The sequence below is a fragment of the Kluyvera cryocrescens NBRC 102467 genome (assembly GCF_001571285.1).
Lineage (GTDB): Bacteria > Pseudomonadota > Gammaproteobacteria > Enterobacterales > Enterobacteriaceae > Kluyvera > Kluyvera cryocrescens.
On the sequence record NZ_BCTM01000011.1, the window covers coordinates 100,648 to 113,930 of the forward strand.

Consider the following 13,283-nt stretch of genomic DNA (forward strand, 5'->3'; position numbering starts at 1 on the left):
TCTCCTTAGCGATGACGTATTTCGCGATGTTGAGAGGTACGTTCCCGCACGGCGGATTTCTGCGCATCACTGATGCCTGACGCGCTGCGGCTTTGTTGTCCCCGCTGATTCTGCGCTTGCCAGGATGGCGAGCGACTGTCGTTGCCGCTTAAGGCATTAGCCCGGAGATTTTGTACCTGTTGCTCGCGATGTTGATATTGTTCCAAGGTGGGCGAGGTTCGGTGTTGTTGAACCTGATCGCGGCGCTGTTGCTGCCCAGCGGTAGGGTTCTGCACGTGAGATTTTGCGTTGTCGCGGCGCTGTTGCTGCTGTGCCGTTGGATTCTGCCGTTTTTGTTTCGCCACTGCCGTCTGAGACCCATCGTAACCACGATAGTTGCTGCGTTGGGTGACCTGATGCAGCTGATTTGAGGCCGCCTGACGCTGGGCATCGCGCGACCCCGCCGCGGCAACGCCTCCAGTGGTCAGGTTTTTTGCTGCGCCATTGTGGGTGCTGTGCTGAAATTGGTTCAGTGCCGCCTGACGCTGGTTGTCCAGGGCTGCCGGCGTCCTCTGCGTGGCGCTTAAGCCACCCGGCACGTTGGTCTGGTGGAAGCGCTGTGCCACATTGTTATTCGGATACGGCAAGTTGTTGCGATACGCCGGGTTATGCTGCCAGTTGGTGTTATTCCCGTTCAGATGCTGCCCGGTGATGTGGTTGTAATTATTGACGTCAATATTGATGTTGTTATTGCCGCCGCCGTGCCAGCCGCCATCGTGATAGTCATCATCGTGATGATGGTGATCGTCATCATCATCCCAGTCGATACTACTGAAGAGCGCGTAAGTGGTGGCGACTCCCAGGCTGAAACCTAAACCGTTCACAAAACTGTTGGTAAACTGCTCGCCCGGGGTTGGAGGCAAATAGACCGGAGGATATGCGCTGGAAGGCCAGGTGCCGTATGCCGTGTTCGGATTGTAGGTTGGTACGTAGACCATATTGGGATCGGCCGATTCAATCTTTATCACCTGTGGCGCGGGCGTTGATGTGGTGGTGGTGGTGGTCTTGCCTGATGACGTCGCCGCCGGTGCGGCCGCTTGAGCTGTCGTCGTTACCTTTTGCTGGGGTGTAGATTTCAGCGTTCCCGTTTGCTGGGCCACGGCGCGCAGTTTTTGCACCGAATTCATCACATCCTGCGGCTGCGCGAGGAAGGCGTTCCCCAGATCCTGTACCCACTGTGGATTTTCCCCCATCAATGAGAGCAGCGCCGGGAAAGCGACCAGCGATTTTACGCTTGGATCCCACGGTTGGTTGGCCACGGCCTGCACTGCGGCATCGCCTTGCTGCGTTGGATTATCCTGGGACCACTGTACGGCCTGCAGCACGTTACTCGGATAGGTTGCGGCCATCAGTACCTGTGACAATAAATTGTCAGGATAAAGCGCCACCGGGGCCGTTAGCTGGTCGATTTGCGCCGAAGTGAAGGTCGCCACCGCTGCTGGCGCGCTGGTGGCCGGCTCAACCACCGGCGCTGGAGCGGGTGCGGGCGCGGTAGGTTGTATGGCTGGCGCAGGAGGCGCATCGGCCGCACGGCTTTTGACATAGAGAGTACCGGAGGCCGCTAGCAGCCCTGCACTGCAGATCAGAGCAAGGATATGGGGCTTAAAAGGTAACGTCATTTGTTTCTCCTGGCGCAAATGGTTGGCCTGTTGCAGAGAGTATTGTCGAAAAAGTCAGCACTGGCGGAAGTATAGGGAGGCATATTTTTCGTTTTTGACTTTAGTTGGGATCGCGGGACGAAGTGTGTAACCGGATAAGATTATTGTGTCCCAAAAAATAGTTACGGGAGTCTTTGTTCTGGCCTTAACGATTCAGCAAATGATTTAATGTTGCTTTTTTGTAAACAGATTAACACCCCCTATAAATCCTGATATGCTGGCCCACGCGGTACCGGGCTTTTACCCTACAAACTGCTGTCTCACAGGAGCGTGAAGAGATCGCCGACCGCATATGACAATGAGAGCGAGGAGATACCGTCGTGCTAAAAGAATACCGTGAGCACGTAGCTGAGCGTGCCGCCGAAGGGATTGTTGCCAAACCCTTAGATGCAACCCAAATGGCCGGCTTGGTTGAGCTGCTAAAGAATCCGCCTGCAGGCGAAGAAGAATTCCTGTTAGACCTGTTAATTAATCGCGTACCGCCGGGCGTTGACGAAGCCGCCTATGTTAAAGCGGGCTTCCTCGCCGCCGTGGCGAAAGGTGAAGCGACCTCTCCGCTGGTTACCCCTGAAAAAGCCGTTGAACTGTTAGGCACCATGCAGGGTGGCTACAACATCCATCCGCTGATTGACGCTCTGGACGATGCCAAACTGGCTCCTATCGCGGCGACCGCGCTGTCCCAGACTCTGCTGATGTTTGATAACTTCTACGATGTAGAAGAAAAAGCCAAAGCGGGCAACGCCTTCGCAAAACAGGTTATCCAGTCCTGGGCTGACGCAGAATGGTTCCTGAACCGTCCGCAGCTGGCTGATAAAATTACCGTTACCGTCTTTAAAGTTACCGGTGAAACCAACACCGATGACCTGTCTCCGGCGCCGGATGCCTGGTCTCGTCCAGATATTCCACTGCACGCGTTGGCGATGTTGAAAAACGCCCGTGAAGGCATTGATCCGGATCAGCCGGGCGTTGTGGGCCCGATCAAACAGATCGAAGCGCTGCAGCAAAAAGGTTTCCCGCTGGCCTATGTCGGTGACGTTGTCGGTACCGGTTCTTCCCGTAAATCCGCGACCAACTCCGTACTGTGGTTCATGGGCGATGACATCCCACACGTGCCGAACAAGCGCGGTGGTGGCCTGGTTCTGGGCGGCAAAATCGCACCTATCTTCTTCAACACCATGGAAGATGCGGGCGCGCTGCCAATCGAAGTTGATGTGAACAAGCTGAATATGGGCGACGTGATTGACGTTTACCCGTTCAAAGGCGAAGTGCGTAATCACGAAACCAACGAGCTGCTGGCGACCTTCGAACTGAAAACCGACGTGCTGATTGACGAAGTGCGTGCCGGTGGCCGTATTCCACTGATTATCGGTCGTGGCCTGACGACCAAAGCGCGCGAAGCGCTGGGCCTGCCGCACAGCGACGTATTCCGTCAGGCGAAAGACGTGGCGGAAAGCAGCCGCGGTTTCTCTCTGGCACAAAAAATGGTGGGACGCGCCTGTGGCGTGAAAGGGATCCGTCCTGGCGCCTACTGTGAACCGAAAATGACGTCCGTGGGTTCTCAGGACACCACTGGCCCAATGACCCGTGACGAACTGAAAGACCTGGCGTGCCTGGGCTTCTCTTCCGACCTGGTGATGCAGTCGTTCTGTCATACTGCGGCATATCCGAAGCCGGTCGACGTGACCACGCACCACACGCTGCCTGACTTCATTATGAACCGCGGCGGCGTATCGCTGCGTCCGGGCGATGGCGTTATCCACTCCTGGTTGAACCGTATGCTGCTGCCGGATACTGTGGGTACCGGTGGTGACTCCCATACCCGTTTCCCAATTGGTATCTCCTTCCCGGCGGGCTCTGGTCTGGTGGCGTTTGCTGCCGCGACCGGCGTCATGCCGCTGGATATGCCGGAATCCGTACTGGTCCGCTTCAAAGGCAAAATGCAGCCGGGGATCACCCTGCGCGACCTGGTTCACGCTATTCCGCTGTACGCGATCCGTCAGGGTCTGCTGACCGTTGAGAAGAAAGGTAAGAAAAACATCTTCTCTGGCCGTATCCTGGAAATCGAAGGCCTGCCAGATCTGAAAGTTGAGCAGGCGTTTGAGCTGACCGATGCCTCCGCTGAGCGTTCTGCTGCGGGTTGTACCATCAAGCTAAACCAGGCTCCGATTGTTGAGTACCTGACGTCTAACATCGTGCTGCTGAAGTGGATGATTGCCGAAGGCTACGGCGATCGCCGTACTCTGGAGCGTCGCGTGCAGGGCATGGAAAAATGGCTGGCGGATCCGCAATTGCTGGAAGCCGATGCTGACGCAGAATATGCGGCAGTGATCGACATCGATCTGGCGGATATCAAAGAGCCAATTCTGTGTGCACCAAACGATCCGGACGATGCGCGCCTGCTGTCTGACGTGCAGGGTGAGAAGATTGATGAAGTCTTCATCGGCTCTTGCATGACCAACATCGGCCACTTCCGTGCGGCTGGTAAGCTGCTGGATGCTCATAAAGGCCAACTGCCGACCCGCCTGTGGGTTGCTCCACCAACGCGTATGGATGCGGCACAGTTGACGGAAGAGGGCTACTACAGCGTGTTTGGTAAGAGCGGTGCGCGTATTGAAATCCCTGGTTGTTCCCTGTGTATGGGCAACCAGGCGCGCGTAGCTGACGGTGCGACGGTGGTGTCGACCTCTACCCGTAACTTCCCGAACCGCTTAGGCACCGGGGCTAACGTCTTCCTGGCTTCGGCTGAGCTGGCGGCAGTTTCCGCGCTGATTGGCAAGCTGCCAACGCCGGAAGAGTACCAGACCTATGTGGCTCAGGTAGATAAAACGGCCGTCGATACCTACCGTTATCTGAACTTCGACCAGCTGACTCAGTACACTGAGAAAGCGGACGGCGTGATTTTCCAGACCGCGGTATAAGATCGTTCCCTGAGGACGGCGCGTCAGCGTCGCCTTCGGGCAATCAGAAAGGGGAGAGCGTTGGCTTTCCCCTTTTTATTTCGACGATAACCGCACCAAATGTCTATTACTGCTTTTGACCGTTTCCCTAACATCCTCTTACCGCGCGCTAACTTATCCCTTCACTATTTCTGACTCCTGCATAGGTTTATCCTGGCCGGAAGGAGATCGCTATGGCTTCATTACAGCAACAGACTCTGATGATTATCGGCGGTAGTTCAGGCATTGGCCTGCGGGTGGCTGAGATGGCTGCCGACGCTGGGGCCAACTTGATCATTATAGGCCGCGATCCACAGCGGTTGGCAAAAGCACAGGCGCAGCTACAGCCGTATGGCGTTACGGTGGTGCTCCATCGCGTCGATGCCCACGATCATAACGCGTTGACGGCGCTATTTGCCACGCTGCCTGAGTTCGATCACCTGGTCTCGATGGTAGGGGATGTGATGGGCGGCGGCTTTCTTAATGCGTCGATGGAGGCGATTCGTCACGTGCTGGAGTCGAAGTTTTTTACTAACGTCAAAATTGGCCAGTTGGCGGCAAAAAAACTGCGGACAGGGGGAAGTCTTGTTTTTACCTCCGGCACCGGCGGACGAGCGCAGGATGCCTGCGCGAGCTACGTAGGTAATCTGGGCATCAACGCGCTGGTGGAAGGTCTTGCGGTAGAAATGGCGCCTCGCGTTAGGGTGAATGCGGTATCGCCAACCTGGACCGTTACGCCTTTCTGGCGAGAGATGCCGGCCGAACAGCTGGCGGCAACCCAACAACGTTTTGCTCAAGCGATTCCTCTTGGGCGCACCGCCAGCATTGATGATTTGGCACAGGCGTATCTGTTTTTGCTGCAAAATGATTTCATCACCGGCCAGCATATCGCCATAGATGGCGGAATAATGCTCGGAAGTTGATGATAATGCACCCATACAGGGGGCGAACGTGCTTTTATTTGCATGACCTCTACATGGCGCGCTTTTTTTATTGCGCGCTGCTGCGATAATTACCTATAGGTACAATGCAGCGGTGACGCATTGCCTTTGTAGAGGAACAGATCATGGAATACGAATTTCTGCGCGACGTTACCGGAGGGGTAAGAGTACGTATGTCGATGGGCCACGAAGTGGTCGGGCACTGGTTTAATGAAGAGGTCAAAGATAACCTCTCGCTACTGGATGAAGTAGAGCAGGCCGCACGTACTGTAAAAGGCAGTGAACGTTCATGGCAACGCGCCGGGCATGAGTACACCCTGTGGTTGGACGGCGAAGAGGTAATGATTCGAGCCAATCAGTTGGAGTTCTCGGGCGATGAAATGGAAGAAGGGATGAACTACTACGATGAAGAGAGCTTGTCGCTCTGCGGTGTTGAAGACTTTTTGCAGGTCGTTGCCGCCTATCGACAGTTTTTACAGCAGAAGTAGAGCTGTTCTGGTCCCGCCTATCAGCAAACGCCTCCTTTCGGGAGGCGTTTGCGTTAAGGCTATTTAAGCTGAGGGGTGGCGGCCACGGCGTCGATGATGCTGACTGAATAAACCATGGTGGCCCCAGGTGGAATTTTCGGTGGGCGGCCTTCAGCACCGTAAGCCCGCTCTGCCGGGATCACGATAGTGACCGTTCCGTGATTTTCCAACCGCCTGATGGCCGCCAGGAAAATAGGCGGGTAGGTTTTTAATTTTTGCGCAAGGACCTTATCTTCCGCTGCCATATCATTGATGACCGTTCCATCGGTAAGCATTTCTTTGATGGTGACGGTAACAATATCATCGTCATTAATTTTGCCTTCACCCAGAGAATCTATCCGGCTATAGGCTCCCTGACTGAGTATCACTCCTTTTTGCTTGGCGAATTCCTCCTGGTAGCGTTTGCCATCACTGGCGGACTGTTGCTCAATTTTATGCAGACGATTGGCGACTTTCTCCGAGGCGGCAATGAGGGCTTTATCACGCGTTTCTTCATCTAAAGCGATTGTTCCCGAGAAAGCATCGACGATCCCCCGTAGGGCGGTATCAAGGTCGATTTTGACGCCCTGAGCATCGCGGGTTGACAGTACTTTCAGCGCTTTATCTCCCATCGATACGCCTATCGCATACGCTTGCTGCTGAGATTCACTGGTTAGCGCGATGGCACTGGGTTTCTTATCGGCGTTGCTAGCGGTTAGCGCGGCATTGAGCCGCTCAATTTCGGCCGTTTTAGCCTGTAGCTGCTGTTTATCTTTCTCAGACTGCTGCGTTAGCGCACTGTTGGTCTCTGACGCTTGCTGTTGAGTGATAGTCAGAACATCAAGTTTCGCGGTGAGCGCCTGCGTAATAAGCTGCGCATCCGTCACTTTCGCCATGAGCTTTTGCTTGTCGATTGACGCAGCCGTTAGCTTCTCCGCCAAATCTTGTTTCTCTGTCACGCTGGTCGCGAGCTGCGTTTTTAGTCCCTGTTCCTGCGAGACGACCGTTGAGAGAAAGGTCTCCAGCTTCTGCTTCTCCGATTCAACGACAGAAATCTTTGCCGCCTGCTGGGCGATGATTTTTTCCGTCTCTGCGGACTTCGCCATGTTCTGCGTTTTAGTTTTATCTGCGGTGAGCGCCTGCTGGATTAACTGCTGTTTTTCCGCCGTCGCTGCGTCGAGCTTGTCTTGCAACTGTTTTACCCTAGCAAGCAGCTCTTGCTGTTGGAGGGAGGGCGGTGGTACAGCAGTGGTTTTCTCCGCCAGTTGTTTCTGCAATTGGCGAATCGTTTTCTCTTTTTGCGCAATGATTGCGGGCTGAGCAATGACTCTTTTTGTATTTTGAGGCCTGGCGTCATTAGCGCTTCCCGTACTTATGCGTTTGCTTTCAGCCGCTGTTTTCTGCGTGTTATTCTCCTGAGTTTGCTGCTGAGCATAATTCAAAAATGCCGGGCCTGAACTGCCATTGTTTGAGTTCGCGGTGACATTTGCCAACGGATCTTTTTCGGCATAGGCATTATGTGATAGTGATAGCGCTAATATCATTATTAGCGCTACGCTATTAACGGAAAGCGTAATCAGTCTGCTCATGGTTTAATATTGTCGCCGCGCTTAACCAGACTATCTATCAACTCCTTTTCAATATCCGCGCACAGCTTTATGGATTTAAATTGATACATCGAATCAATCCCTTTTTTTGTCGGTTCCGCTACTTTATTTCGCACGGTGTTGTATTGTGATGCGGCATTGATTAATGCCGTAAAATCACTGCTCAACTTTGTCGCCTGTTGAGGGTTAACTTCTTTTAGCGACTCTAAGGCCTGACGGCAGGTATTGAGGCGCTCTTGCTCGCTGGCCACTCGTTGCTGTTCCGTTTGCTGCTGCGTTTGTTCGCTTGCGGATAACGATCTGGTTAGCCCTGAGGATTGCTGGGATTGGGTTGAATGGCAGCCCGATAATAAAACAATGAGCAGTGGCAGGGCATGGATAATAGAGGATGCGTTCAAGGTTTCATTCCATTGATGGTTAAGTTTCGATATCGAGCGATGGTAGTGAGGGGATAATAGGAATGCAACGAGGGGAAACCTATTTTTTAAATTATGAATTGTGAATTTTTATTTTATTATTAATACATTTTTTAATGAATTTTTGAATTGAGATATGAATTGAATTTATAAAAGGGATGGGCCGTGATTATTATCGCAACATGTAGCCGCCTGATACGGCTACGTGTTTAACTAACGCGACAAATGACTTTTTATTTTACGTAAGCGAGTAGACTCAGTGAGTCACGGGCCAGCGCTTTGCATTTTTTCGCGGTTGGGATGCCGATGCCGCTCAGGTCACGGTAGCTATCTTCACCCAGTGCCTTCATGTTGAAGGTATCGTAATTGCTGAGGTCCCACTGGTTTTGCTGAGCAAAAAAGACCAGTGCACGACGAATTTGCGTATTAGGCAGGTTCTGGTAGCCACAGTCATTTTTCAGGAACACAAATACCGCCGTGAGATCGGCCATATCTTCCGCTTCAGACTCGCTTAATGCATAGCTCGAGCTGGATATCGCCAGTAGCGATCCAAGCAGCACAGTTCGGAAAAACATCGTCATTTCTTATACCTTACATCGTCGATATTCAACGTTAACATACTTCCCAAGGGGACGGGGAGCATTATTCGCCGCTTTATGCTTGACCTTCCTGCAGGGGTAGGGTTTAAGCTCAATTAATCACCAGAAGCCGAAAAAAGGATGTAACGATGCATCGTCGTGATTTTATCAAATTAAGCGCCGCTATCGGCGTCGCCAGCGCCTTGCCTCTGTGGAGCCGTGCGGTATTCGCCGCCGAACGCACCTCGCTTCCCATTCCTCCTTTACTGACCGCTGATGCGAACAATCAAATTGTGCTCAACGTGCAGGCCGGTCAATCGCAGTTTGGCGGGAAAACGGCGACTACCTGGGGATACAACGGCAGTCTTTTGGGCCCGGCAATACGGTTGGAGCAGTGGAAACCGGCAACGGTCAAAATTAGCAATGGCCTGAAAGAAGAAACCACCGTGCACTGGCACGGATTGGAGGTGTCGGGCGATGTAGATGGCGGGCCGCAGGGCATTATTCAACCCGGCGCCAGCCGTACGGTCAGCTTTACGCCGACGCAGCGCGCGGCGACCTGTTGGTTCCACCCGCATCAGCACGGAAAAACCGGGCATCAGGTCGCGATGGGGTTGGCCGGACTGGTATTGATTGACGATGAAGACACCCGCAAGCTGATGCTGCCAAAACAGTGGGGTATCGATGATATTCCGGTGATTATGCAGGATAAGAAATTCACCGCAGCGGGTGAAATTGACTATCAGCTCGATATCATGAGTGCGGCGGTTGGCTGGTTTGGCGATACCCTGCTGACCAACGGCGTCCAGTATCCGCAGCACGCGCCGCCGCGCGGCTGGGTGCGATTGCGTCTGCTGAATGGCTGTAACGCCCGCTCGCTGACGATTGCCGCCAGTGATAAGCGCGCGCTGTACGTGATTGCCAGCGACGGTGGTTTGCTAGCGGAGCCGGTGCAGGTCAATGAACTGCCGATGCTGATGGGCGAGCGTTTTGAAGTGCTGGTGGATGTGCGTGACGGCAAACCGTTTGACCTGGTTACGCTGCCGGTGACACAGATGGGGATGGCCGTTGCGCCATTTGACAAGGCGGTACCGATCCTGCGCGTGCAGCCGGTGGGGATTCCCGGCTCGGGGACGCTGCCGGATTCGCTGGTCTCTATGCCCGCGCTGCCTTCGCTGGACGGACTGACCCAGCGTAAGCTCCAGCTATCAATGGACCCGATGCTTGACATGATGGGCATGCAGGCGCTGATGAAGAAGTACGGTAATCAGGCGATGAGCGGTATGGATCACGGCGATATGATGGGCCACGGTGGCATGAAAATGGATCACGGTGGGATGGGGAATATGCATCATGGCGCAGGCGGTTTCGATTTCCATAACGCGAACCGGATTAACGGCCAAGCGTTTGATATGAATGTGCCGATGTTTGCTGCCGCTAAAGGGCAGTATGAACGCTGGGTGATTTCCAGTGAAGGCGACATGATGTTGCATCCATTCCATATTCACGGTACCCAGTTCCGTATTTTACGTGAAAATGGCCAGGCCCCGGCGGCACATCGCTCTGGCTGGAAAGACACGGTACGTGTGGAAGGCGGAGTCAGTGAAGTGCTGGTGAAGTTCGATCATGAAGCGTCGAAAGAGAACATGTATATGGCGCATTGCCATCTACTGGAGCATGAGGATACCGGCATGATGCTCGGATTTACCGTCTAAGAAAATGACCGGGTGGCGATTATGCCATCCGGTAAAACAGGATGTTCTTCAACGGGGCATCCGTCATTTCATTGATAAACAATGCGGATATGCTGGCATGATTAGCGAGAAATCATGAAGTTAGAATAAGCCTTATCCGTAAGCTCCTCACTGCACTTTTGAGCATGATGGCGGCGGTTTCAGCGCATGCTGGAATGACGCATGTGGTTGCCCAGTACCGGGGCGGCGAGGACTTTGTTGCTGTCGTTGAAATTTGGTGAGGTGTCTCGATCAGCGAGAAGAATAAAAAAACGCCCGCAAATTCTGCGGGCGTTTTTATTGATGACGACAGTGGGGTATTACTTCGCGTCGTCCGGGAGGGCGTAGGCCACAATATAATCGCCCATTTTCGTACCAAACGAGCCGTGACCGCCTGCGGAGATAACAACATACTGCTTGCCGTTCACTTCATAGGTCATCGGCGTTGCCTGGCCGCCTGCTGGCAGTCGTCCCTGCCACAGTTTCTCACCATTGCTCATGTTATAAGCGCGCAGGTAGTTATCAGCGGTGGCGGCGATAAACAGTACATTACCGGCTGTTGAAATTGGGCCGCCCAGCATCGGCATACCCATATTGAACGGCAGTGGAATAGGCATTGGGAACGGCAGGCTATCCTGCGGTGTACCCAGACGTTTTTTCCACACCACTTCGTTGGTTTTCAGATCCAATGCCGAAATGTAACCCCAGGCCGGCTGTTTACACGGCAGACCAAACGGTGACAGGAAGGCGTTCAGCGTCACGCCAAACGGTACGCCATACTGCGGCTGAATACCGGACTCGGTACCGCTGGATTTCGCATCTTTCGGCGGCTCCATTGGATTGCCTGGGCCACGTGGGATCAGTTTCGACACGAACGGCAGCGCCATTGGGTTGGCAATGGCAACCTGACGGTTCGGATCGACTGAGATACCGCCCCATTCAAACATCCCGAGGTTACCCGGGAATACCAGCGTGCCTTGTTCCGATGGTGGAGTGAAGATACCTTCATAACGCATCTGGTGGAACATCACGCGGCACACCAACTGGTCAAACATGGTGGCGCCCCACATGTCTGCGCCGGTCAGATCTTTCTTCGGACGGAAGCTCAGGTCAGAGAATGGCTGTGTTTTGGTGACGTAGTCGCCTTTAGCCGCGCCCTGTGGAACCGGTTTTTCCGGTGCCGGGACAACCAGCTCACCGTTACGACGATCCAGCACGAAGATGTTGCCGGTTTTTGCCGGAGCATAAACCACCGGGACTTTTTTGCCGTTAACCGTAATATCCGCAAGCGTTGGCTGAGACGGCATATCCATATCCCACAGATCGTGGTGTACGGTCTGATAGCTCCAGGCTAGCTTACCGGTGGTCGCATTCAGCGCCACAATCGAGCTGGCGTAACGCTCCTGTTCCGGAGTACGGTTTCCACCCCAGATATCCGGCGTTGTCACGCCCATCGGCAGGTAAACCAGATCCAGCTTCGCATCATAGGCTGCAGGCGCCCACGAGTTTGGTGAGTTGAGGCTGTAATGATGTTCATCATCCGGGATCGCGTTCGGATCTTTAGCACCCGGATCGAAGGCCCACAGCAGTTTGCCGCTGTTGATGTCGAAACCACGAATGACGCCAGACGGTTCACGGGTCGAGAAGTTATCGGTGACCGCACCGGCAATCACAATCACTTTATCGGTAACGATAGGTGGTGAAGTCGGTTCATACATACCCGGTGTGGTAACCGGCATGTTGGTTTGCAGATTGAGAATACCTTTGTTGGCAAAGGATTCGCACAGCTTACCGGTATCGGCGTTGAGCGCAAAAATTCGGCCATCGTTCACCGGCAGAATTATGCGACGCGGGCAGTCGGACACCACATCCGGCGAAGCGTTATCGGCAGTAGCTTCATGATATGAAACGCCGCGGCAGGTTACGTGCTGGAAGCTTGGGTCGGTGCCGAGCTGTGGATCAAAGTGCCATTTCTCTTTACCCGTGGCTGCATCCAGTGCGAATACGCGCTGGTGGGCAGTACACAGATATAGCATGTTGCCGATTTTAATCGGCGTCACTTCATTGGTGATTTCACCCGGGTCGTTGGGCTGCTTCAGGTCTCCGGTGCGGAATACCCATGCTTCCTTCAGGTTGTGTACGTTATCCGCGTTGATTTGCTTGAGCGGGGAGAAACGCTGACCTTCCTGATTACGCCCGTAAGCCGGCCAATCCTGATCGGCTACCTGTGAGATCGGTTCAGCAGGCGTTGCATCAGCGCTCAGTGTACCGTTCACCTCCTGTGGGTCGTTGAAGCCCGCCCAGGTGAGGATCCCGGCGCTAATCAGCAGGGCAACCAGCAGGGCAGCTACCGCGCCGCTGGAAGGCACCACCAGGCGATGCCAGACGAATGGCAAAATCAGCCACACGCCAAAGATCACCAGCACATCGCTGCGCGGCGTCAGCGCCCAGAAGTCAAAGCCGACCTCCCAAACGCCCCAGACCATGGTGGCGACCAGCAGTATGGCATAGAGCCAAAGTGCTGAACGCTTCGCCCGCCACAGCATGGCAGTGATGCCCAGCATCACCAGGCCGGCGATCGGGTAGTACCAGGAGCCGCCGATGGCGACCAGCCATATGCCGCCGATTAACAGATACAGCCCGCAGAATGCGGCAAAGAGGGCCGTTAGCCTCACGAGTAACCGTGATTGTTGAGATTTTGTTTCTGCCATAGAAAGGTGTCCATTCGTTTGTTAATTATTGCTTTCATTTCATTATAGGATTTAACAAGTGTGATCGAAATCACAAAATGAGCTTTATTATCGAATTAGCCGCCCAATCTGTTTTGCTGGTATACTTTCTCGCTTGCTGATCAATCTGCTGGCTATGG

The 13,283-nt window shown here is 53.9% G+C and carries 9 protein-coding genes; 4 read left to right on the forward strand and 5 right to left on the reverse strand.

What is annotated here, in order from left to right; translation table 11 throughout:
• Nucleotides 1–5: 5 nt before the first annotated feature.
• Nucleotides 6–1,658, reverse strand: coding sequence for a DUF3300 domain-containing protein (locus KCR01S_RS09215; RefSeq protein WP_061282337.1), 1,653 nt, complete (start codon nucleotides 1,656–1,658; stop codon nucleotides 6–8).
• Between the two features lie 359 nt (nucleotides 1,659–2,017).
• Here KCR01S_RS09215 and acnB point away from each other — a divergent pair, with 359 nt between their 5' ends.
• From acnB to yacL, 3 genes are all read left to right on the forward strand, one after another.
• Entirely contained in the window at nucleotides 2,018–4,615 is a 2,598-nt protein-coding gene (gene acnB, locus KCR01S_RS09220) for a bifunctional aconitate hydratase 2/2-methylisocitrate dehydratase (protein ID WP_061282339.1), read from the forward strand.
• A 212-nt stretch (nucleotides 4,616–4,827) separates the two neighbouring features.
• Complete coding sequence (locus KCR01S_RS09225; protein ID WP_061282341.1) at nucleotides 4,828–5,556, forward strand: SDR family oxidoreductase; 729 nt, start codon at nucleotides 4,828–4,830, stop codon at nucleotides 5,554–5,556.
• 143 nt (nucleotides 5,557–5,699) lie between these two features.
• Complete coding sequence (gene yacL / locus KCR01S_RS09230; protein WP_052283005.1) at nucleotides 5,700–6,062, forward strand: protein YacL; 363 nt, start codon at nucleotides 5,700–5,702, stop codon at nucleotides 6,060–6,062.
• A gap of 59 nt (nucleotides 6,063–6,121) precedes the next feature.
• Here the strand turns inward: yacL and KCR01S_RS09235 are convergent, their stop codons facing one another.
• The 3 genes from KCR01S_RS09235 to KCR01S_RS09245 all read right to left on the reverse strand — a co-directional run bounded on the left by KCR01S_RS09235 (nucleotide 6,122) and on the right by KCR01S_RS09245 (nucleotide 8,684).
• Nucleotides 6,122–7,357, reverse strand: a complete 1,236-nt coding sequence (locus KCR01S_RS09235; protein ID WP_244886206.1) for an FKBP-type peptidyl-prolyl cis-trans isomerase N-terminal domain-containing protein — start codon at nucleotides 7,355–7,357, stop codon at nucleotides 6,122–6,124.
• Between the two features lie 308 nt (nucleotides 7,358–7,665).
• Nucleotides 7,666–8,085, reverse strand: a complete 420-nt coding sequence (locus KCR01S_RS09240; protein ID WP_061282345.1) for a hypothetical protein — start codon at nucleotides 8,083–8,085, stop codon at nucleotides 7,666–7,668.
• 251 nt (nucleotides 8,086–8,336) lie between these two features.
• Nucleotides 8,337–8,684, reverse strand: coding sequence for a YacC family pilotin-like protein (locus KCR01S_RS09245; protein WP_052283002.1), 348 nt, complete (start codon nucleotides 8,682–8,684; stop codon nucleotides 8,337–8,339).
• Between the two features lie 146 nt (nucleotides 8,685–8,830).
• Here KCR01S_RS09245 and cueO point away from each other — a divergent pair, with 146 nt between their 5' ends.
• Nucleotides 8,831–10,396 carry a multicopper oxidase CueO gene (gene cueO / locus KCR01S_RS09250; protein ID WP_061282347.1) on the forward strand — a complete coding sequence of 522 codons (1,566 nt, stop codon included), beginning with the start codon at nucleotides 8,831–8,833 and terminating at the stop codon, nucleotides 10,394–10,396.
• Between the two features lie 338 nt (nucleotides 10,397–10,734).
• Here the strand turns inward: cueO and KCR01S_RS09255 are convergent, their stop codons facing one another.
• The gene (locus KCR01S_RS09255) at nucleotides 10,735–13,125 is read right to left on the reverse strand and encodes a glucose/quinate/shikimate family membrane-bound PQQ-dependent dehydrogenase (RefSeq protein ID WP_061282349.1); all 2,391 of its coding nucleotides are present in this window, start codon (nucleotides 13,123–13,125) and stop codon (nucleotides 10,735–10,737) included.
• Nucleotides 13,126–13,283: the final 158 nt, after the last annotated feature.

Bases quoted from the DNA above. Each gene is read 5' to 3' on its own strand.
- KCR01S_RS09215 (WP_061282337.1), bottom strand. From the start codon at position 1,658: ATGACGTTACCTTTTAAGCCCCATATCCTTGCTCTGATCTGCAGTGCA.
- KCR01S_RS09225 (WP_061282341.1), top strand. From the start codon at position 4,828: ATGGCTTCATTACAGCAACAGACTCTGATGATTATCGGCGGTAGTTCA.
- yacL (WP_052283005.1), top strand. From the start codon at position 5,700: ATGGAATACGAATTTCTGCGCGACGTTACCGGAGGGGTAAGAGTACGT.
- KCR01S_RS09245 (WP_052283002.1), bottom strand. From the start codon at position 8,684: ATGACGATGTTTTTCCGAACTGTGCTGCTTGGATCGCTACTGGCGATA.
- cueO (WP_061282347.1), top strand. From the start codon at position 8,831: ATGCATCGTCGTGATTTTATCAAATTAAGCGCCGCTATCGGCGTCGCC.
- KCR01S_RS09255 (WP_061282349.1), bottom strand. From the start codon at position 13,125: ATGGCAGAAACAAAATCTCAACAATCACGGTTACTCGTGAGGCTAACG.